The following is a 20,986-nucleotide window of genomic DNA, read 5'->3' on the forward strand; positions in this document are numbered from 1 at the left end:
GCTTAAGTATGCAATATGCGAAAGAATATACAATATGGAAAATACAAAAACGGGAATTTTGTCAAAAGCTCACAGGAAAAATCAGAAAGCGGAGGAAAAGCAATAGGGAAGGTCTTTATCGTCGGCACCTGCGACACCAAAAGCGCAGAACTGAATTACGCCAAGGAGATGGTTCTGTTGGCCGGCGCCGATGCCGTGCTGGTCGATGTTGGTACGCTTGGGGAGGGTGCTGGCGCCAATGTCCGGTCGCGCGAAGTCGCCGAATTCCATCCGGAGGGTGCGGCGGCCGTGCTCGGGCAGACGGACCGGGGAACGGCGGTTTCGGCCATGGCCAAGGCGCTAACCGCATTCCTCAAATCGCGGGATGACGTAGGCGCCGTACTCGGCCTCGGCGGAACCGGCAATACCGCGCTGGTGACGGAAGCGATGCGGGCACTTCCCATCGGCCTGCCGAAACTGATGGTCTCGACGGTCGCCTCCGGCAATGTCGCGCCCTATGTCGGGCCGAACGATCTCACCATGATGTACTCGGTCGTCGATGTCGCCGGCCTGAACGCGATTTCGCGCCGGGTGATCGGCAATGCGGCGAACGCGGCGGCCGGCATGGCTCGCAACCCCATCCCCACTTCGAGCGATGATCGGCCGGGCATCGGCATGACCATGTTCGGCGTTACCACCCCCTGCGTCACGCAGGTGCGTGAGATGCTCGGCGAAATGCACGAAATCTACGTCTTCCATGCGACCGGTGTCGGCGGGCAGTCGATGGAAAAACTTGCCGATTCCGGCCTGCTGCAGGGCGTGATTGACGTGACGACGACGGAGGTCGCCGATCTCCTTGTCGGCGGCGTTTTTCCGGCGACCGAAGATCGCTTCGGCGCCGTCATCCGCACCGGCCTACCCTATGTCGGCTCGGTCGGCGCCGTCGACATGGTGAATTTTGGCGCGCGGGAAACCGTGCCGGCGCCTTTCCGCGACCGCAGGCTTCACGTCCATAATGCGCAGGTGACGCTGATGCGCACCACACCGGAGGAAAACGGCCGAATCGGCGCCTTCATCGTCGAACGGCTGAACCGGATGCAGGGTCCGGTCCGTTTCTTGCTGCCGCTCCACGGCGTTTCGGCCATCGACGCCGCCGGTCAGCCGTTCCACGATCCTGAAGCCGACGCGGCGCTGTTTGCCGCCATCCGAGACGGCTGGCGCGATGCGCCGAACAGGCGCCTCATCGAGATAGACGCCCATATCAACAGCCCGGAATTCGCCGCGGCACTCGTCGCCAACTTTCATGACATCCATACCTCAAGGAGGGAGTTTTGACCCGTATCGATAGAAACGACATTCTCAACAGGCTTCGCCGCAAGATCTCCGAGGGCCAGCCGATCATCGGCGGCGGCGCCGGCACCGGGCTTTCCGCCAAGAGCGAGGAGGCCGGCGGCATCGACCTGATCGTGATCTACAATTCCGGGCGCTACCGCATGGCCGGACGCGGCTCGCTGGCTGGCCTGCTCGCCTATGGCAATGCCAACGACATCGTCAGGGAGATGGGCCGCGAGGTTCTGCCCGTCGTGCGCCACACGCCGGTGCTGGCCGGCGTCAATGGCACCGATCCCTTCATGCTGCCCGATCACTTCCTCGACGAGCTGAAGGCGATGGGTTTTGCCGGCATACAGAATTTTCCCACCGTCGGGCTGATTGACGGCACCTTCCGCGCTAATCTCGAAGAAACCGGCATGAGCTTCGATCTCGAGATCGACATCATCGCCCGCGCCCACGCCAAGGACATGCTGACGACGCCCTATGTCTTCAGTGCTGAGGACGCCGTTGCCATGACCCGGGCCGGCGCTGACATCGTCGTCTGCCATCTCGGCCTGACCACAGGCGGTGCGATCGGCGCCGAAACGGCGTTGACGCTCGACGGATGCGTGGAGAAGATCAACGCCTGGACGGATGCCGCCAGATGCGTGCGCGACGACGTCATCGTGCTCTGCCACGGCGGGCCGATTGCTATGCCCGCGGATGCCGCATACGTGCTCGCCCGCTGCAAGGGATGCAACGGCTTCTACGGCGCAAGTTCGATGGAGCGATTGCCGACCGAAATCGCGATCAGGGTACAGGTCGAGGATTTTGTAAAGATTTAGGCGCGGCTTGGACTGGCCACGCCAGCTGCCGGCGCCTCCAAGGTGGGGCGCCGGCAGCAAAGGCGGTCAGGGCATGACCATCGCGTCGGCGCTTTCCGGGGAGCCAAGGATCTCGTCCAGCTGCCTACCAGCGCGCGGCTGCCCTTCACGTCGTCGGCCAGCCGCAAGAAGACCCCTGCCATGCCGCGAAAAATCTCCGCTGCCGGATCGTCCTTTCCCAGGAAGTCGGCGATCTCCTGCATTTCGGCGACCCAGCGATAGGCTTTCGGATACATGTCGGGAATGGATTTCGTCAGCTTGCGGTCAACGTCGGGAAGGCTCTCGGCGAGTTCGGCCTTCAGGCTTTCGGCAGCACCGGAACGAGATGCGGCCAGCAGCACTGCGGTGCCGAGTCCGATAAAGCCTTTGTTCATGCCGGCATAACACATCTTCAGCGCCGAAGCCGCGCCGAGCGGGCCGTCGAGCTTGCGAACCCGCAAGCCGTAATCTTCGAGCCGCCTGCTTCGCTCCCCGCTATCGCCGCTGATATAGATGGCCGGTCCTGATTTGCCGGGAACCGGCGGCCCGCCGATGATGGCGCCGTCGAGAACCTCTACCCGGCTGCCATTGAACCGCGCCGCCACGGCCTGCATGGTTTTTGGCGCGATCGCATTGAGGTCGATAAAGGGCGGCGGCGCCGGCATCCCCGATGTCATCTTCGCGACCAATTCGGCGACGCCGACCGCTTCCGCCGGCGGAACGATGGCGCGCGCGATCGTCTCCTCGCTCCGGCCTTCGAGGCAAGTCAGCACCGTGGCGCCCTGGTCGATCAGCCGTCTGGCGACAGCGCTTCCCATTGAGCCCGCTCCGATAATTGCGAAATTCGGCATGTGAAACCCCTATAGCGTGACGACGACATCGCATCAGAGCTATCGCCGATCGGACCGCCGTCAACTGCGACAAGGCGGCAGGATGCTCGTGTTGAAAGCGGGCGACGGTCTTCCCGTGCACGCCGCCCCTTCACTGACGGACTCCTCAATCGTCGAGAAGATCGTGCGTCATGCGGGATGCTCAGTTCTCGTCGATCGGCGTTTAGCCCAAGCGCATAAGGGCGCCGCGCTGCAAACTGAAGACACTGCCCTGCTCTGACCTCTGGCAAGTTCCCGCCACCGATCACAGGATCACCGGCTTGAGGTACCCCGTGGGTTGCCCCTCCCCGGCGGCGGCCCGGCAACCTATATCAATGCCAAGCCAACCGGCAGCATGGACTGCCCGACCGGAGATATGCATGAGCCAGGATCCCTATGAGCTTCTGGGCGTGAAGCGGGACGCGACGCAGAAGGATATTCAGAGCGCGTTCCGCAAGCTCGCCAAGAAACTTCACCCCGACCTTAACCCCGGCGACAAAAAGGCCGAGGACCGATTCAAGGATATTTCGACCGCCTACGAAATTTTGAGCGACGAAGAGAAGCGGCGACGTTTCGACCGCGGCGAGATCGATATGACGGGCGCCGAGCGGGCGCAGCGTAGCTATTACCGTGACTATGCCTCGGCGAGCGGTGCCAATGATCCTTATCGCAACAATTCCGGTTTCGCCGATTTCGCCGATATCGACAATACTTTTGCCAATTTCTTTTCGCGCCGCGCCGGCGGCGGCAGGATGCGCAGCCAAGGCCAGGATCGGCGTTTCTCCATGGAGGTCGACTTTCTCGAGGCCGTCAACGGCACCAGGACCGAGATCAAGCTGCCGGACGGGCCGCAGCTCGATGTCCAGATCCCGCCCGGAACCCGAGACGGCCAGACCTTGCGGCTGCGTGGCAAAGGTGAACCAGGCCTTGGAGGTGGGCCGCCGGGCGATGCCCTTATCGAAATCCGGGTGAGGCCCCACCGCTTCTTCACGCGCGACGGCGACGACATCCGCCTGGAACTGCCGATCTCGCTTGGCGAGGCGGTGCTCGGCAGCAAGGTCCGCGTGCCGACACCTTCGGGACCTGTCAACGTGACGCTGCCGCCGCACTCGAATACGGGCAAGGTCCTGCGTCTCAGGGGCAAGGGCGTCCCAAAACGCGGCGGCGGACACGGCGACGTCTATGTCTCCTTGAAGATTGTGCTGCCCGATAATCCAGACGAAAGGCTGACCTCCCTGGTTAAGGAATGGGCGGCGGCAAATCCATACGATGCGAGGAAGAATATGGAGGCCTGATCGTGGATGATCATGAGTTCCGTCTTTACTTGAAAATCGATGTCGTCCAGCTCGACTTCTGGGTCGAAAGGGGCTGGCTGATCCCGGAGATGTCAGGAGAAGGTCGGCAGTTTCGCGAGGCCGATGTCGCCCGCGGCCGGCTCATCCTCGATCTCATCGGCAATATGGGTGTCAACGAAGCCGGGGTCGATGTCGTCATGAATCTCGTAGATCAGCTGCACACGCTGCGGGGAACGATGAGCAAGCTGGTGACGGCCATCGGCCGGCAAGAGCGGGAGGTTCAGCAGCGGCTCATCGAAAGCCTTGAGGAAATAGACCGGTTTTGAGGAGCCAGCCGCATCAGGCGGATATTTCTCACGCGGTGAACCAGTAGCGGACGATATGGAAGAACAGCGGCGCGGCGAAGGTGATGGAATCCAGCCGATCCAGCACGCCGCCATGGCCTTCGATCACATAGCCCCAGTCCTTGGCGTTGAGATCGCGCTTGATCGCGGAGAGCACGAAGCCGCCGAAGAAGCCGGCGACGACGATGACCGTGCTGATGGCTGCCGCCTGCAGGGGTGAGAACGGCGTCAGACGATAGAGCAGCGTTCCGACGAGGATGGCCGAGGCGCCGCCGCCGATCAGGCCTTCGAGTGTCTTCGAGGGGCTGATGTTCGGCGAGAAACGATGTTTTCCGAGAAGCTTGCCCCAGACGTACTGGAAGACGTCGCTGAGCTGCACGACGATGACGAGATAGACGAGGAGAAGGGCTGAGGGCGTGCCAGTCTCAAGCATAAGCAGTGCGGGCGCATGGCTGATCGAATAGACCGTCAGCATCAATCCCCATTGCACCCTGGCAGTCCGCGCCAGGAATTCATTGACGTCGCCCGTGAGCGTCGCCACCGCCGGCAGGATCAGGAAGGCATATACGGGAATGAAGATCGCAAAGAGGCCGTACCACAACGTTCCGAGCAGCACGTAATGCAGCGGCAGGACGACGAAGAAGGATAGGAATAGCGCCTGGTGGTCGCCACGCCGTGAAGGCGTCAGCGTCCAGAATTCGCGCAGCGCCATGAAGGACAGGAATGCGAACAGGATGACGACCGCCGCATCGCCGAGCAGGATCGCGCCGCCGAAGATCGCGACCATGAGCCACCAGGAACGGATGCGGGCATTGAGGTTCTGGACGGTGGCGACGGAACCGGGTTCGGTCGCGCGCCGCTGCAGAATGAAACCGATGGCGGAAGCGACGGCGAGCAGGCCGAGGATCGCGGCAAGGACGATGGAGAACAGGCTGGTCATGCGACGCGCCCTCCGTCTGCCAGCTCGATGATCGCGGCACGGGCACGGGCCAGGAATGCTTCCTTGCCTTCGCCCGGTTCTACGCGTAGCGGCTTGCCGAAACGTGCCGTGCAGGTGATCGGCACGATCAGTATGCTTCCCTTCGGTAGGATTCGCTGCAGATTGTCGAGATGGATCGGTACGAGATCGACATCGGGGAAACGGCAGGCAAGGCGATAGATGCCGCTGCGGAATGGTGCGATCTCTTCGGTGGCGCTTCTCGTGCCTTCCGGAAAAATCAGGATCGAGCGCCCCTCTTCGAGCAGCCGCTCGAGCGGCTCGAGCGGGTTGCTGTCCGGCAGAGGTTTGCGGTCGATCAGAACGGCGCGCAGGCCCTTCTCCGCGATGAAACGGCGAAGGGCGCTCATACCCCAATAGTCGCGCGCCGCAACGGGATGGGTCAGCCGCCGCACCTGGTATGGCAGGGCGGCCATGACGGCGACCGTATCAACATGACTGTTGTGATTGGCGAAATAGATGCGGCGGCGCGTGTCGGGCGTGCAGCCCCGCCACTCGCTTCGGGCGCCGACCATGACACGGACGAACAGCACAAGAAGACGACGGATGAGCGCGGTCATAGTCTCTCCAGCGAACGGGCAAGCGTTATCGTGCGCGTGACGCAGATGACGAGGCTTCCGGCCGCGATGATGGCTGAGGTCAGGATCAGCAACCAATGGCTGGATATGCTGTTCGGCGTGACGCCGATGCGCGCCAGCCACGCGCTCATGGCGATCGCCCAGGACGACGACCGGCTCGCGATCGGTCGCCGCGAGGCCCCTTCTTCACCCATTTATTGTTTCCCCAGCCCAATAGTCTTCTGCATACCCTGCCAATGCCGCCGCGCCAAGCCCCCCGGCGATCCGGTCCAAGCCCGCTCGCCCGAAGCGAAGGACGTGCTTCTTGACGCGAGAAATCTCAACCGAAAAGCACGGCGGCGGCGGGGATGCAGCCTGCCACGCCGCGTTTCTTGCGCCAAGTCGCGACGCCATCAGGACGCTGAAAAATCGGTGTACAAAGAAAGAGCACAGTGAGTGATCAGCCTGATTTTTAAGCCTATTCTCTCCTTGACACATTTTTAGGCGCTACTATGATTTTTAAACCAGATGGTAAAAAAAGGGGAGCAATCGATGACCAAAGACATCCTGATTTCACGCCGGGCAGTGATCGCATCGGGCATTGCGCTCGGAGTGACCAGCTTCGCCCCGCTCACAAGGGCCGCCGCCCCGCTGAAAGTTGCCGGCATTCATGCGTCGCCGGTTGAAAACGCCTGGAATTCCTGTCTTCACAAGGCCCTCCAGGATGCTGCCAAGGAAGGCGCCATCGACTATGTCTTTTCCGAAGGGGTTTCCGGCACCGATTATCCGCGCGCCATGCGTGAATATGCCGAACAGGGCAACAAGCTGATTATCGGCGAAGCCTATGCGGTTGAGAAGGAGGCCCGTCAGGTCGCGGCCGACTATCCCGATACAGCTTTCGTGCTGGGTTCGAGCGGCGAGCAGGCCGGCGACAATTTTGGCGTCTTCGGCACGTGGAATCATGACGGCGCCTATCTGGCCGGTATGCTTGCGGGTAAGATGACCAAGTCGAATGTCGTCGGTTCAGTCGGCGCCATTCCAATCCCCGAAGTCAACATGCTGATCAACGCCTTTGCCGCAGGCGTGAAGGCGGTCAATCCCGACGCAAAGCACTTGGTCTCGTTCATCGGCACCTTCTTCGATCCGCCGAAGGCCCGCGAGGCCGGGCTCGCCCAGATCGACGCCGGCGCCGATATCCTGTTCGGCGAGCGCATCGGCACGGCCGATGCCGCCAAGGAACGCGGCATCAAGTCGGTCGGTTCGCTGGTCGATTACACGCCGCGTTATCCCGATACGGTGTTTGCCAACGCCATGTGGTATTTCCGCCCGATCCTGAATGCCGCGATTGCCGATGTCGCTGCCGGCAAGCCGGTCGGCAGGAACTACACGTCTTACGGCCTGATGAAGGAAGGCGGCAGCGATATCGTCTTCGTAAAGGGTGTTGCGCCTGCCGAGGCGGAGGCCGCGATGGAAGCCAAGCGGGCGGAGATCAAGGCCGGCACCTTCGAAGTGCCGAAGATGATGGAAGAGCCGAAGTAGTTCGGCTGATGCAGGGCGACGCGACGGAACTTGCGGCAGCGATCAGGCATGGCAGCTTGAGCGCTGCAGAAGCGATGCGGATCTCCCTTGAGGCAGCCGCGCGGCATGAGCCGCTCGGCGCGATCGCCTATCTCGACGGCGCCATGGGTCTCGCTGCAGCGCAGGCCTGCGACCGGGAGCGGCAGCGCCCGCCCGAGCATTCTTCGGCGCGGCCCTTTGCCGGCGTGCCGACCTTGGCGAAAGATCTTGGCGGTCCCTTCCGCGGACTGCCGGTAGCGGCCGGTTCCCGCCTCTTCGCGAGAAAGGGCGGCGAGGCCGATTCCGATCTCGCTTCGCGATTCCGCGACGCCGGCTTTTGTCTATTCGGCCTGACGACGAGCCCCGAATTTGGCCTTTCGCTCGCCAGCGAACCGGCAATCGGACCTGTCTGTCGCAACCCGCTCGATCCGGCCCGCACCGCCGGCGGCTCGTCCGGCGGTGCAGCGGCAGCGGTTGCCGCCGGGATCGTCGCGATTGCCCACGCCACCGACGCCGGTGGCTCGATCCGCGTGCCCGCCGCCTGTTGCGGCCTTGTCGGACTGAAGCCGACCCGCGGCGCCATCCCCGGCGGACCTTCTTTTGGCAACCACCTTGCCGGCATCGCGAGCGAACTGGCGGTCTGCCGCTCGGTGCGGGATACGGCACTTATCTTCAGCAATCTGAGCGGCAATGCGTGCGGACCCGTTCCGGATCCCTCTCCCGCCGGTTTCGGCACCGGCCGTTTGCGGATTGGCCTGTTGACCGACACCGGACCGGTCTATCCGACCGAGGGTGATCGGCTTGCAGCCGTCGAGGACGCGGCACGGGTGCTCGAGAAGGACGGATATGTCACCGTTCCGTTGACCTGGGCCGATTTCGAATGGAGCGTCGCCGCCAGCAGCCGCGCCTTCGCTGATATCATTTCGGTCAATCTCACCGCCCTCATAGAGGCAGCAGCCCTCGATGAAAGCAGGGCCGAGCCCCTTACGCAGGCTTTCGCCATACGGGGACGAGCGCTTTCGGCCATCGAACTCTGGAAAACGCTGAACGATGCTGTCCTGGTAAGCCACGCCGTCTGGGGGCTGTTTGATACCGTCGACTGCATCCTGATGCCGATGCTTGCCTCCGCGCCTCTTGCGATCGGCTCCTTTCCGTCCGATCATACCGACACCGATCTGCATCTGGAGCGGATGACCGCGTTTGCGCCGCTTGCCTGCCTTGCCAATATTTCGGGTTTTCCTGCTTTGACGCTGCCTTTCGGACAGGATGAGCACGCCATGCCGCTGCCGGTGCAGCTCATGATGCCGATGGGTCGCGAGCCGGCGCTTCTCTCGCTTGCGGCACGCCTGGAGGCGGAGGGGCGATGGCAGCAACGCTATCCGGTGGCGGGGTTGCCGTCATGACCGGGCCCGTTCTCGAAATTGTCGGCGTCAGCAAACGTTTCGGCGCCAATCTTGCCAATGACAATATTTCCATGACGCTGGCCAGGGGCGAGGTCGTCGCCCTGCTCGGCGAGAACGGCGCGGGGAAAACCACGCTGATGAGCATCCTTTTCGGTCACTACGTGCCGGATGCCGGCCAAATTCTGATCGAAGGTGCCGAGCTGCCGCAGGGCAAGCCGCGCGCGGCGATCCGCGCCGGCGTCGGCATGGTGCATCAGCATTTCTCGCTCGCGCCCAATCTGACCGTCCTCGAAAACGTCATGACCGGCACGGAGGGGCTGTGGTCCTGGCGATCGGCAACATCGGCGGCGCGCAACAAACTCCTGGCGATTTCGGAACGCTTCGGCCTGCAAGTCGATCCCGATGCCCGTCTTGGCGACCTTTCGGTCGGCGAGCAGCAGAGAGTGGAAATCCTCAAGGCGCTCTACAACGATGCCCGCATTCTGATCCTCGATGAGCCGACGGCGGTGCTGACCAACATCGAAGCCGAGCGGCTGTTCACGACCCTAAAGGAAATGGCCCGCCAGGGCCTGTCGCTGATCTTCATCTCACATAAGCTCGACGAGGTGATGGCGGCGGCTGACCGCATCGTCGTGCTGCGCGCAGGCAAGATGGTCGCCGAACGCCGGGCGTCAGAAACCAGCAAGGCGGAACTCGCCGAGCTGATGATTGGGCACCGCGTAACACGGCCCGTGCGCGAACCGTCGACACCCGGCGCCGTTGCACTCGAGGCCGCAGGTGTGACCGTACGAACCGGCGGCATCGATCGTCTGAAATCGATCAGCTTCCGGCTGCATCAGGGCGAGATCCTCGGCATCATCGGCGTCTCAGGCAACGGCCAGGCGGCACTGGCGCACCTTCTTTCCGGCACGCTGGCGCGCAGCGGCGGCGACCTCAGACTGTTCGGCGAAGCGGTCGGCGATCTTGGAGTCGCCGATGTCGTCGAAGCCGGCATCGGCCGCATTCCCGAGGACCGCAACCATGAGGGCGTGATCGGGGAAATGGCGATCTGGGAAAACGCCGTGCTGGAGCGGATCGCCTCGCCGGCCTTCTCGCGCAACGGTCTCGTCAACCGCAAAGCCGGCATGGCGTTTGCGCGCGAGATCATCGACGGCTTCGATGTTCGTGGTGGCGGCCCGGCAATCCGAACGCGGCTTCTTTCCGGGGGGAATATGCAGAAGCTCATTCTCGGGCGCAGTCTCTATCGGCGGCCGCGCATCCTGATCGCGGCGCAGCCTGCCCGCGGCCTCGATGAAGGCGCCGTTGCCGCCGTGCATGCGCGCCTGCTCGAAGCCCGCCGGCAGGGGACTGCCGTGCTGCTGATCTCGGAGGATCTTGACGAGGTGATCGCGCTCGCAGACCGCATACAGGCGATCGTCGGAGGCCGGCTGTCGCCGCCCGTCGACGCCGACGGCGCCGATGCCCGCAGGCTGGGGCTGATGATGGCCGGGGAATGGCAAGAGACCCGCGAGGCCGGCCATGCGATTTGAGCGCCGCGAACACCGCCCGCTTTCCCTGCTAATCGTCACGCCGGTTATCGCCGTCGTCGCGGCGCTTGCGCTGGCGGGCATCCTGATCTCGATCGCCGGCGCGCCTGTCCTCGATGCCTATTGGCGCATTCTGACCGGCGCCTTCGGATCGCGGCTTTCGGCGACCGAAACGCTGACGCGGGCGACGCCGCTGATGCTGACCGGACTTGCCGCTGCCGTCGCCTTCCGGGCGCGGCTCTGGAATATCGGCGCCGAGGGCCAGTTCTATCTTGGCGCCATCGCCGTTGCGGCGGCGAGTTCGAAACTGCTGGGCAATCTTCCGGCACCCATTCTTATTCCACTCCTGCTGATGATTGGTGCGATCGCCGGCATGGTGCTGATTTTACTCCCGCTGTGGCTGAGACTGCGCTTTTCCGTCGATGAGGTCGTCACCAGCCTGCTGATGAATTTCATCGCCGTGCTTTTCGTCTCGATGCTCATCGACGGCGTTCTCAAGGATGCGCTTGCCTTCGGCTGGCCGCAGTCGCAATCCGTCAGCGATCACGCCATGCTGCCGAAGCTGATCGCCCGCTCGCGCCTTCATATCGGTTTTGCGATCGCGATAGTGCTGGCGATCATCGTTCACTTCGTCCAGTCCCGCACCATATTTGGTATGCAATCGCGGGCCGCGGGCCTTAACCCTGCCGGTGCGGTTTTTGCTGGTGTGCCGCTCGGAAGAACGCTGGTGAAGGTCGCCTGTCTCTCCGGTGGGCTTGCAGGGCTTGCAGGAGCAATCGAGGTGATGGGCGTCAAGGGCTACGTGACGACCGACCTGTCGCCCGGTTTCGGCTATGCAGGCATTGTCGTCGCCATGCTCGCCAACCTCAATCCGCTTGGTGTTGTCTTCGCCGCCATTTTCACGGCCACGATGTTCGTCGGCGCCGACGGCATGAGCCGGGGTCTCGGCATCCCGACCTATATTGCCGACGTCACGGTGGCGCTCTCGCTCCTGACGATGCTGATCGCATTGTTCTTTACGCAATACAGGATCCGGCGATGACGCAATTGTTCGATATCATCGCCTCCGCCGGGCTCTGGGCGGCAATCCTGCGGATCGCCACGCCACTGATTTTCGGCACGCTTGGAGCCCTGCTCTGCGAACGGGCCGGCGTGCTCAACCTCGGCATCGAAGGCATCATGACCTTCGGCGCAATGATCGGCTGGCTTTCCGTCTATCATGGTGCCGATCTGTGGACCGGCCTGCTGATCGCCGCGGTCGCCGGTGGCGTCTTCGGCCTGCTGCACGCGTCGCTGACGGTGACGCTCGGGCTCTCGCAGCATGTCTCCGGTCTCGGTGTGACGCTCTTTGCCTCAAGCTTCAGCTATTATGTCTTCCGGCTGATCGTGCCGCTTGCCAATACGCCGCCCACCATCGTGCCGTTTCAGCCGATCGCCATTCCCGGTCTCTCGACGCTGCCGTTCATCGGCCCGGCCTTCTTCACGCAGACGGCGCCGACCTATCTTGCGATCCTTATCGCACTCCTGATGGCCTACATCATCTTCCGCACTCCCGTGGGGCTTGCAATCCGCATGACCGGTGAAAATCCGCATGCGGCGGAAGCCCAGGGCGTCGATCCAATGAAGGTGCGGTACGGCGCGGTGGTTGCCGGAAGCGCTCTGATGGGAATGGGCGGCGCCTTCCTGACCTTGTCGGCGTTCAACAGCTTCTTTCCGACCATGGTGCAGGGGCGCGGCTGGATCTGCATCGCGCTTGTCGTATTCGCCTCCTGGCGGCCGGGCCGCGCGCTGTTCGGGGCTCTGCTCTTCGCCTTCTTCGATGCCTTTCAGCTTCGGCTGCAAACGGCGTTAAGCGGGCTTGTACCCTATCAGCTCTTCCTGATGACGCCCTATATCCTTTCCATTGCCGCTCTTGCGATCATGGCCCGCCGCGCCCGCGTGCCGCAGGCGCTAATGCAGCCCTATCGGCGCGGCGAACGCTAGCCGCCCTTTCAAACGAGGTTCCGATGTTTGATCTGATCGTCAGAAATGCAAATCTCCCCGATGGCCGAACCGGCATCGATATCGGTATCGAGGGCGGCATGATCGTCGCCGTCGAGCGTAATCTGCAGGCGCAGGCGGCAGAGGAAATCGACGCCACCGGCAGGCTGGTGAGCCCGCCTTTCGTGGATCCGCATTTCCATATGGACGCCACCCTGTCGCTCGGGCTGCCACGCATGAATGTCTCCGGCACGTTGCTGGAGGGCATCGCGCTCTGGGGGGAGCTGCGCCCTATCGTGACCAGGGAGGAACTGGTCGATCGCGCGCTGCGCTATTGCGATCTGGCGGTGACGCAAGGCCTGCTTTTCATCCGCAGTCATGTCGATACGAGTGATCCCAGACTGGTGACCGTCGAGGCGATGATCGAAGTCCGCGAAAGGGTCGCGCCCTATATCGATCTGCAGCTGGTCGCCTTCCCCCAGGACGGTTATTACCGCTCGCCGGGGGCGATCGACGCTCTCAACCGGGCGCTCGACATGGGCGTCGACATCGTCGGCGGTATTCCCCACTTCGAACGGACGATGGATGACGGCACGGCGTCGGTCGAGGCGCTCTGCCGCATCGCCGCCGAGCGCGGCCTGCCGGTCGATATGCATTGCGACGAAACCGACGACCCGCTCTCGCGCCATATTGAGACGCTGGCCGCGCAAACCATCCGCTTCGGCCTGCAGGGAAGTGTCGCCGGCTCGCATCTGACCTCGATGCATTCGATGGACAATTATTATGTTTCCAAGCTCATCCCGCTGATGGCCGAAGCGGAGATCAACGTGATCCCCAACCCGCTGATCAACATCATGCTGCAGGGCCGGCACGACACCTATCCGAAGCGCCGCGGCATGACCCGGGTCCGCGAGCTGATGGATGCCGGGCTGAATGTCTCTTTTGGGCAGGATTGCGTCATGGATCCCTGGTATTCAATGGGGTCCGGCGACATGCTGGAGGTAGGCCACATGGCGATCCATGTCGCGCAGATGGCCGGCATCGACGACAAGAAGAGGATTTTCGACGCGCTGACCGTCAATTCGGCGAAGACGATGGGGCTCGCTGGCTACGGACTGGAGAGAGGTTGCAAAGCAGACCTCGTCATCCTCCAAGCCAGCGACACGCTGGAGGCGCTGCGGCTGAAGCCCAACCGGCTGGCGGTGATCCGCCGCGGGAAGGTCATCGCCCGCTCGGCACCGCGCGTCGGCGAGCTTTTCCTGGACGGGCGCCCGGCGCAGATCGACGGCGGTCGGGATTATGCACCGCGCTATTGAGACGCGAGGACGCCTGCGTACTATCCCGCCGCGCGGCGAGCTGTGATGATCCAGGCGCGGCGCGGGAGTCGAAAAACACCCCTCCGGCGTCATATATGCCACCAGCAAATCGCGCAGACGCTGCAGGCCGGAGTCGCTCCCGGCATCCATGAGCGGTATCAGGCGATCTTCTGACGGGCCGGCAGTTTCCAGCCAGGCCGGACGAAATGGCAGGTGTAGCCATTCGGGATGCGCTCCAGATAATCCTGGTGCTCGGGCTCGGCCTCCCAGAAATCGCCGGCCGGCACGACTTCGGTGACGACCTTTCCAGGCCACAGGCCGGATGCGTCGACATCGGCGATCGTTTCCCTGGCGACGCGCTCCTGTTCGGAACTGGTATAGAAGATCGCCGAGCGGTAGCTCGTGCCGACGTCGTTGCCCTGGCGGTTGCGCGTGCTCGGGTCATGGATCTGGAAGAAGAATTCGAGGATTTCCCGATAGCTGATCTTGGCGGGGTCGAAGATGATTTCGATCGCCTCGGCATGGGTCCCGTGGTTGCGGTAGGTCGCATTCGGCACGTCGCCGCCGGTATAGCCGACACGAGTCGAGATCACGCCCTTGTAGCGGCGGATGAGGTCCTGCATGCCCCAGAAGCAGCCACCGGCGAGCACTGCACGTTCTTCGGTCATTGGGTGTCTCCTTGTTTGCCAAGAGATAGTGTTCCGAGCCGTCAATTTCCATAAGGCGCAATGAGCGCAGCCTCGCTATCGCCGCCAAGGGAAGATGATGAGGTCTATAGTCGCTGCCGGCTCAGGAAAATCAGGCCTTAATACGGAAGCCTTCCTTGAGCCAGGGATGCAGCGCCTGGCTGGCCGCAAGGATATCGCCCCGCCCATCGACCTCAGCACCGGAAAACCGGGTGACGATGCCGCCGGCCTCCTCGACCATCAGCGCCGAGGCGCCGAAATCATGGATCGAAAGCCCATCCTCGAAAAAACCGTCCAGCCGGCCGCAGGCGACATAGGCGATCGACAGCGCCGCCGAGCCGAGGCGGCGCACACCTGCCGTATTGGCCATCAGCCGTTTGATGGCGTCGAAATAGATTTCTTCGGCGACCGCCTTGACCTGGCCGGGGATCGGCAGGCCGGCGCCGATAAGCACGTTTTCGATGTCGCCGACATCGGCGCAGCGGATGCGCTCGCCATTGAGATAGGCGCCGCCGCCGCGCTCGGCGCTGAACAACTCGTCCTGCATGGCGTCATAGACGACGCCAGCCACCAGCCTGCCGCGTTCGGCGATGGCGATCGTCATGCCGAAATGCGGGACGCCCCAGGCGTAATTGGTGGTGCCGTCGATCGGGTCGATGTAGATGATCGGCGTGTCCGGCCCGGCCGTGCGGTTGCCAACGGCTTCCTCGCCCTGGATGGCATAATCAGGAAAGGCCTTGGTCATTTCGTCGACGATGATCCGCTCGACGGCGACATCGATTTCGGTCTGATAGTCGCGGGGCGCCTTGGCGAGCATTTCCCGAGAGGTTCGCCGCCGCAGCGAGACGCGGGCGGTTTCGCCGGCCTTCACCACCGCCTCGGCAAGCACGAGGAGGCGGGACGACGCGGTCGGGGAAAGACGCGTTAATATCGGGGAGGATGCCATGAAGAAAATCCGGAGGCTGCAGATGTGACGGACGCAATCGTGCGGAGCCATTCCCTTCGCAGAGGCCCATACCCATTCGCGCGATATTATATCAGCCGGTCCGTCGATGCATCGAAGAGATGAATCTGGGCCGCATCGACCGACAGCCCGATCATGTCTCCTGATTTGACTCTGTCGCGCCGCGTCTCGACGATCGTCAGTTCCGGCTCGGTTGCCGCGCTGATGAAGGTCGACGAGCCGGTCGATTCGACGAAGGCGATCGGCACGTCGAAACTGCCATGCCCGGGCTCGACGACGCCGACATGTTCCGGCCGGATGCCAGCGACGAGTTTCCGCCCGGGTTCAACGGCGCGTGCTATCGCAAGCTTCTGCTTCACCGCGCCGAAATCCACCACCAGGTGCTTTCCGTCGTCGGCAACGATCGCGGGAATGAAATTCATCGCCGGCGAGCCGATGAAACCGGCAACGAACCGGTTGGCCGGCCGGTCGTAGAGTTCGAGCGGCGCGCCCTGTTGTTCGATGATGCCGTCGCGCATCACCACCACATGGTCGGCCATCGTCATCGCTTCGACCTGGTCGTGGGTGACGTAGACGAAGGTGGCGCCCAGCCGGTCGTGCAGGGCGCGGATTTCCTTGCGCATCGAGACACGCAGCGCGGCATCAAGATTGGAAAGCGGCTCGTCGAACAGGAAGGCCTGAGGGTTGCGGATAATGGCGCGGCCCATCGCGACGCGCTGCCGTTGGCCCCCGGAAAGCTGGCGCGGATAACGGTCGAGCAGCCGGGAAAGACCGGTGATGACAGCGACTTCCTCGGCTTTTCGCTTTGCCTCAGCCTTAGGGACGCCGTGCATTTTCAGCGAATAGGTCAGGTTCTGTTCCACCGTCATATGCGGATAGAGGGCGTAACTCTGAAAAACCATGGCGATATCGCGCGCGCGGGGCGGCACGTCGTTCATCACCTCACCGGCAATCTTCAGCGTGCCGCCGGTAATTTTTTCCAGCCCCGCAAGCGAACGGAGCAACGTGGACTTTCCGCATCCGGACGGACCGACCAGCGCCACGAACGTGCCCTTGGGAATTGAAAGGTTGACGTTCTTAAGCGCGTGGAAGGCGCCGTAGTGCTTCTCGACGCCCAAGAGTTCGATTTGGATGTCCTGGCTCATACCGAAAACCTTGCTGGTCCCCAACCGGGACCGATGAGATGGTCAAGGGTGAAAAACGTCGTCATTTGACTGCTCCGGCGGCGATTCCGCGCGTTAGCGTGCGCTGGAAGATCAAGAAGAAGATCACGGTCGGTATTATACCCAGGAAAGCCGCCGAGGCCTGCAGCACCGGGTCCGACATGTTCTGACCGCGGGTGAGGCCCATGGCGACCGAGACTGTCTGGTTGTTGTTGGATACCAGCATGACGAGCGGGATCAAGAATTCGTTCCAAGTCCAGATGAAAAAGAAGGTTCCGAGGACCATGAGCGTCGGCCGCAACATGGGTACGACTACGAACCACAGCGTTTTCCAGTGGGTCGAGCCATCCATCTCGGCCGCTTCGAGGATTTCCTTGGGAAAAGTACTCAGCACCGTCGAGAGCAGGTAAGTTCCGAAAGCGCTTTGCAGGACCGCGAAAATGATGATCACGGAAAGCTGCGTATCGTAGAGGCCGCTGGCTTTCGCCATGTAGTAAAGCGGGTAAATGATCGACTCCTGCGGCACCATGATGCCCAGAAGAAAGACCACCAAAATCGCGCGCGAACCCGGCACCTTGCCGACTCCAATCGCATAGGCGTTGAACAGGCTTATCAGCACCCCCAACACCGAAACTGAGAGACTGATCACCACGCTGTTGAGCAGCTTGCGGCTGAAATCGGACACCGTCCAGAATTTCTCGATCGCCGTGAGATCGATCGACCGGGGAATCGAAAGCGGTCCGCCGACCGCGTATTCGGCGCTCGCCTTGACGGCGTTGAGCAGCGCCAGGCAAAAGGGAAAGAGCGTAAAGGCGAGGAGCAGAATAAGGATGGCCAGCACCACCCACCGCATGGGGTCGCGTTGCGCGCGACCGAATGCCGCCGTCGCCTTTGCCTTGGTCGTACCGTCACTGAGAACTGAGTAAGCCATGGTCTATCCCTTCACCTCCTGCTGGCTCTGGAAGCGCAGGAAAATCACTGCCAAACCGATCGTCAGAGTCGTTTGCACGACCGCGATGGCTGCGGCATAGCCGACGCGCTGTGTTGTGAAGAAGTGGTAGTAAGTCAGATAGGACGGCACCAGAGTGGCATTGTCGGGGCCGCCGGCGGTGATGACAAAAATTGGCGCAAAGACTTTAAGCGCTGCGATCAGCGTGGTCAGCACAACGACGAAAATCTCCGGCGCCAGAAGCGGAATGGTGATCGTCACCAGCCGGCTCCACCAGTTTGCTCCATCGAGCTCGGCAGCCTCGTAGAGAGAAGGGTCGATGCGCGATAGACCGGCCATGAAGACCACGAGACAATAGCCGACTTGTATCCAGACAATGACGAGCGAGACGGCGGCAAGCGCGTATGTCGCATCGCCGATCCAGTTCTGGGCGAGATTATCAAGGCCGATGGCCTTTAGCGTGGTGTTGATGACGCCGACGGGATTGAGGATCCAGCCCCAGAGGACGCCCGCAACCGTTACGGGCAGAATCTGCGGTAAGTAAAAACCCGCCCTGAAGAAGCTTGAGACCCATTCCCCGAATTGGTCCCTGACATAATCGAACAGCAGAGCGGCCAGCACCAGGCCGATGCACACGGGTATCACGGTCATCGAGACGATGAACAGCAGCGTGTGATACATCGATCCCCAGAATTGATCGTCCGTGAGCAGACGATGATAGTTCTGCAGGCCGACCGGTCGCGGTGTGCCCACGCCTTTCCATGCCGTAAAACTCAGCCCCAGATTAGCAAGCTGGGGTATGAGCACGATCAGAATGAACCCGATCGCCCCCGGGACGAGGTAAAGGCTATAGCTTCGTGAACCGTCGCTCGATCGCTGGCTGGATATGGCCATATCATTCTTCCTTCAGCCTCCCATGCTGGGCTGCGCGAGAGGTGCAGCCCAGCGCTCAAGGTCGCGCTACTGATTTTCCTGCGCGTCGTCGTAAACCTGCTTGATTTCTTCGACGAACTGCTCTGCAGTCAGACTGCCCTGGAAAAGACCCGTGTCTTTCTGATTGAGCACGTCGTAGTAGCCGGGGACCGGCCAGTCAGGATAGAAACCGAGACCGTTTTTGTCAGAGATCTGCTTGAAAACCGCTGCGGCGTTCTTGCCGATGGGGTTGGTGATGGCGGAAAGGTCAGCGGCGATCGGCACGCCGCCGGCATTGCCGAGTTCGGCTTGGTACTTCGGCGACAAGGTCAAGCTGATCCACTCGGCGGCGAGATCAGGATTCTTGCTACCCTTGGGAACGACCCAGAGATTGCCTGTCGAGCCGACCGAATATTTCGGCGTCGGAATTACGAACTGGCCCCACTTGAAGTCCTTGATGGTCGAGGCGAAGGTGCCGAGATTCCACGTGCCCGAGACGTACATCGGTGCTTTGCCGGAGGTAAAGAGCAGAGCCGCGTCCGGGTCCTTCATGCCCGTGGAGTCCTTGCTGATGTAGCCTTTGCCGACCCAGTCGACCAATGTCTGCGCCGCATAGAGATAGGGCGCGCCGTCGAGGGGAGCCTTCAAACCCTGATAATTCTGGACCCAGGCGTCGTCGGCCTTCGTATAGGCGAGAGAGGCAAGCAAGTGCTGGCCACTGGTGTCGATGGCGCCGAGCGCGAGAGGCGTGACACCCTTCTGCTTGAAGGCTTCCATGCCGGCGACCCACTCTTCGAGCGTCGTCGGCGGCTTGAGGCCTGCCTTTTCGAACATGTCAATATTGTAGAAGCACGAAACATATTCGCCGAAGACAGAAACGCCCCAAACAGGACCGGAGCCATAGATGCCCTTTTCGTCATAACGGCTTAGGACAAAATCGCCTTCGTTAAGGATCTTGTCCCAGCCTTCCTTCTTCACATAAGCGTCCAGATTGGTCAGCAATCCCTGGCTTGCAACCAAGCCAGCGGTGGCGTTGCCCTTGTTGTACTCGAGCACGTCGGGGGCCTGATCGGAATTGAGGATCATGCCGCCTGAGGCCTGCAACTGCTGAAAGGTCTTCTGCTCGAAGCTGACGTTGATATCCGGATGTTTCGCCTTGAACTCCTCGAGCGCTTTCTTCCAGACAATGCCCTGAGCCGTGGTCGGCTCCTCGAACCACCAGATTTTGAAGGTCTTCTGTTCAGCATGGCCGATTGATGTCATCAGCATCGCCGTGCCGAGCGCTAGCGCAAGTCTTGCAATTCTTTTCATGCTTTCCTCCCAAAAAAGCGGCTGCGCCGCGAAAAGGCCAAGTTAGTCAGTCATGGCGCAGCTGGGCCTCCCAGCCCGACGGCGTCCTACCTTAGGCGGTCGATCAGGGATCAACAACGAAATCTCCGCCCCGGCACTTCTTCAGATAGTTGAGCCCGTGAACCTGGCCAGTCATTTCGAGCTCGTCGCGATAGACCGGGTCGTGCCAGCCTTCGATGTCGATCGAGCCGGACCAGCCGGCAAGGCGTAGCTCGGAAATGATGTCGGTCCAGTTGCTGTCGCCGAAGCCCGGCGTGCGCATGAAGACGAATTTCTCCTTGCCGAAGATGCCGTGTTCCTTGATGACCTCCCAGCGGATGGTCGCGTCCTTGCCGTGGACGTGGAAAAACTTGTGCGCCCATTTGCGGATCTGCGGCAGAGGGTCGATCAGATAGACCATCTGATGGCAGGGTTCCCATTCGAGTCCGATATGATCGTCTGGCGTCTCGTTGAAGATCAGTTCCCAGGCGTCGGGATTATGGGCGATGTTCCAGTCGCCACTTGCCCAGTTGCCGTCCATGGCGCAATTCTCGAAGGCAATCTTGATGCCCTTGTCGGCAGCGCGTTTGGCCAGCTCGCTCCAGATCTCTCTGTAGCGGGGCAGGCTGTCGGTCAGCGGCTTGCCGCGGACGCGGCCGGTGAAGCCGGCAACGCAGGTGGCGCCGAAATGATGGGCATTGTCGATGCAATCCTTCCAGCCCTGCAGCGTTTCGAGATCGATGTCAGTCTCCTCGAGCGGATTGCCGAACATGCCGAGCGTCGAGATGGTGATGTCGCGGTCGCCGATCGCGTCGAGGCAGCGTTTGCCGAGCTCGGCGAGGTCCTGGCCCTTGGTCGTCTGCCAGAAGAAGGGCTCGAAGCTCTCGAAGCCCAGATCGGCGATCTGGCCGATGCGCTGGGCGGCATCGCCCTTGTTGCCGCTGACCATGGTGCCGATGCGAATGGATTTTGCAGGGTTGCTCACG

The 20,986-nt window shown here is 61.9% G+C and carries 19 protein-coding genes and 3 pseudogenes; 11 read left to right on the plus strand and 11 right to left on the minus strand.

All coding sequences use genetic code 11. The annotated features are described in order from the left end of the window. The first annotated feature begins 102 nt into the window (after positions 1 to 102). Together PYR71_RS08530 and PYR71_RS08535 are read left to right on the plus strand one after the other, a co-directional pair. Positions 103 to 1,314 carry a Tm-1-like ATP-binding domain-containing protein gene (locus tag PYR71_RS08530; RefSeq protein WP_275619072.1) on the plus strand — a complete coding sequence of 404 codons (1,212 nt, stop codon included), beginning with the start codon at positions 103 to 105 and terminating at the stop codon, positions 1,312 to 1,314. Continuing rightward, positions 1,311 to 2,135, plus strand: coding sequence for a phosphoenolpyruvate hydrolase family protein (locus PYR71_RS08535; RefSeq protein ID WP_275618990.1), 825 nt, complete (start codon positions 1,311 to 1,313; stop codon positions 2,133 to 2,135). The genes PYR71_RS08530 and PYR71_RS08535 overlap by 4 nt, the downstream gene beginning before the upstream one ends. A 66-nt stretch (positions 2,136 to 2,201) precedes the next feature. Here the strand turns inward: PYR71_RS08535 and PYR71_RS08540 are convergent. Then, a pseudogene (locus PYR71_RS08540) lies at positions 2,202 to 3,004 on the minus strand (NAD(P)-dependent oxidoreductase). Between the two features lie 142 nt (positions 3,005 to 3,146). On the opposite strand from PYR71_RS08540, the pseudogene PYR71_RS08545 reads away from it, so the two are divergent. The 3 genes and pseudogenes from PYR71_RS08545 to PYR71_RS08555 all read left to right on the plus strand — a co-directional run. Next, a pseudogene (locus tag PYR71_RS08545) lies at positions 3,147 to 3,263 on the plus strand (universal stress protein); the annotation flags it as partial. Between the two features lie 139 nt (positions 3,264 to 3,402). Then, positions 3,403 to 4,317: a DnaJ C-terminal domain-containing protein gene (locus tag PYR71_RS08550; protein ID WP_183916760.1), complete on the plus strand. Its 915-nt coding sequence runs from the start codon at positions 3,403 to 3,405 to the stop codon at positions 4,315 to 4,317. A 2-nt stretch (positions 4,318 to 4,319) separates the two neighbouring features. Continuing rightward, positions 4,320 to 4,643 carry a chaperone modulator CbpM gene (locus PYR71_RS08555; RefSeq protein WP_183916759.1) on the plus strand — a complete coding sequence of 108 codons (324 nt, stop codon included), beginning with the start codon at positions 4,320 to 4,322 and terminating at the stop codon, positions 4,641 to 4,643. A 28-nt stretch (positions 4,644 to 4,671) separates the two neighbouring features. On the opposite strand, the gene PYR71_RS08560 is transcribed toward PYR71_RS08555, so the two are convergent. The 3 genes and pseudogenes from PYR71_RS08560 to PYR71_RS30815 all read right to left on the minus strand — a co-directional run. Then, positions 4,672 to 5,601 carry a phosphatidate cytidylyltransferase gene (locus PYR71_RS08560; RefSeq protein WP_275618992.1) on the minus strand — a complete coding sequence of 310 codons (930 nt, stop codon included), beginning with the start codon at positions 5,599 to 5,601 and terminating at the stop codon, positions 4,672 to 4,674. Beyond that, the gene (locus tag PYR71_RS08565) at positions 5,598 to 6,218 is read right to left on the minus strand and encodes a lysophospholipid acyltransferase family protein (RefSeq protein ID WP_275618993.1); all 621 of its coding nucleotides are present in this window, start codon (positions 6,216 to 6,218) and stop codon (positions 5,598 to 5,600) included. The genes PYR71_RS08560 and PYR71_RS08565 overlap by 4 nt, the downstream gene beginning before the upstream one ends. 101 nt (positions 6,219 to 6,319) lie before the next feature. After that, positions 6,320 to 6,430, minus strand: a pseudogene (locus PYR71_RS30815) (CDP-alcohol phosphatidyltransferase family protein); the annotation flags it as partial. A 337-nt stretch (positions 6,431 to 6,767) separates the two neighbouring features. On the opposite strand from PYR71_RS30815, the gene PYR71_RS08575 reads away from it, so the two are divergent. The 6 genes from PYR71_RS08575 to PYR71_RS08600 are packed head-to-tail and all read left to right on the plus strand — an operon-like array spanning position 6,768 to position 13,997. Continuing rightward, positions 6,768 to 7,754, plus strand: a complete 987-nt coding sequence (locus PYR71_RS08575; RefSeq protein WP_275618994.1) for a BMP family protein — start codon at positions 6,768 to 6,770, stop codon at positions 7,752 to 7,754. An 8-nt stretch (positions 7,755 to 7,762) separates the two neighbouring features. Continuing rightward, the gene (locus PYR71_RS08580; protein WP_275618995.1) at positions 7,763 to 9,175 is read left to right on the plus strand and encodes an amidase; all 1,413 of its coding nucleotides are present in this window, start codon (positions 7,763 to 7,765) and stop codon (positions 9,173 to 9,175) included. Beyond that, entirely contained in the window at positions 9,172 to 10,704 is a 1,533-nt protein-coding gene (locus tag PYR71_RS08585) for an ABC transporter ATP-binding protein (protein ID WP_275619073.1), read from the plus strand. Before PYR71_RS08580 ends, PYR71_RS08585 begins: the two co-directional genes overlap by 4 nt. Continuing rightward, entirely contained in the window at positions 10,694 to 11,743 is a 1,050-nt protein-coding gene (locus tag PYR71_RS08590) for an ABC transporter permease (RefSeq protein WP_275618996.1), read from the plus strand. The genes PYR71_RS08585 and PYR71_RS08590 overlap by 11 nt, the downstream gene beginning before the upstream one ends. Further along, positions 11,740 to 12,684 carry an ABC transporter permease gene (locus PYR71_RS08595; RefSeq protein WP_183916752.1) on the plus strand — a complete coding sequence of 315 codons (945 nt, stop codon included), beginning with the start codon at positions 11,740 to 11,742 and terminating at the stop codon, positions 12,682 to 12,684. The genes PYR71_RS08590 and PYR71_RS08595 overlap by 4 nt, the downstream gene beginning before the upstream one ends. Before the next feature lie 23 nt (positions 12,685 to 12,707). Next, a complete protein-coding gene (locus tag PYR71_RS08600; RefSeq protein WP_275618997.1) occupies positions 12,708 to 13,997 on the plus strand; it encodes an amidohydrolase family protein in 1,290 nt (429 codons plus the stop codon). Positions 13,998 to 14,155: 158 nt separating this feature from the next. Here PYR71_RS08600 and msrA read toward each other — a convergent pair whose 3' ends face one another. The 7 genes from msrA to PYR71_RS08635 form a co-directional block, all read right to left on the minus strand. Beyond that, positions 14,156 to 14,665: a peptide-methionine (S)-S-oxide reductase MsrA gene (msrA, locus tag PYR71_RS08605; RefSeq protein WP_275618998.1), complete on the minus strand. Its 510-nt coding sequence runs from the start codon at positions 14,663 to 14,665 to the stop codon at positions 14,156 to 14,158. Between the two features lie 130 nt (positions 14,666 to 14,795). Next, complete coding sequence (locus PYR71_RS08610) at positions 14,796 to 15,629, minus strand: inositol monophosphatase family protein (RefSeq protein WP_275618999.1); 834 nt, start codon at positions 15,627 to 15,629, stop codon at positions 14,796 to 14,798. Positions 15,630 to 15,715: 86 nt separating this feature from the next. Next, entirely contained in the window at positions 15,716 to 16,792 is a 1,077-nt protein-coding gene (locus PYR71_RS08615) for an ABC transporter ATP-binding protein (protein ID WP_275619000.1), read from the minus strand. 61 nt (positions 16,793 to 16,853) lie between these two features. Continuing rightward, positions 16,854 to 17,741 carry a carbohydrate ABC transporter permease gene (locus PYR71_RS08620; protein ID WP_183916747.1) on the minus strand — a complete coding sequence of 296 codons (888 nt, stop codon included), beginning with the start codon at positions 17,739 to 17,741 and terminating at the stop codon, positions 16,854 to 16,856. A gap of 3 nt (positions 17,742 to 17,744) precedes the next feature. Beyond that, positions 17,745 to 18,653 (minus strand): carbohydrate ABC transporter permease, encoded by a 909-nt coding sequence (locus PYR71_RS08625; RefSeq protein ID WP_183916745.1) that lies wholly within the window; start codon positions 18,651 to 18,653, stop codon positions 17,745 to 17,747. Between the two features lie 66 nt (positions 18,654 to 18,719). Beyond that, on the minus strand, positions 18,720 to 19,982 hold the full coding sequence (locus PYR71_RS08630; RefSeq protein WP_275619001.1) for an ABC transporter substrate-binding protein: 1,263 nt from the start codon (positions 19,980 to 19,982) through the stop codon (positions 18,720 to 18,722). Positions 19,983 to 20,085: 103 nt separating this feature from the next. Further along, positions 20,086 to 20,985, minus strand: a complete 900-nt coding sequence (locus PYR71_RS08635; protein WP_275619002.1) for a sugar phosphate isomerase/epimerase family protein — start codon at positions 20,983 to 20,985, stop codon at positions 20,086 to 20,088. Position 20,986 lies beyond the last annotated feature (1 nt).

Origin of the sequence: Rhizobium mulingense (assembly GCF_029194105.1) — a bacterium.
GTDB lineage: Bacteria > Pseudomonadota > Alphaproteobacteria > Rhizobiales > Rhizobiaceae > Rhizobium > Rhizobium mulingense.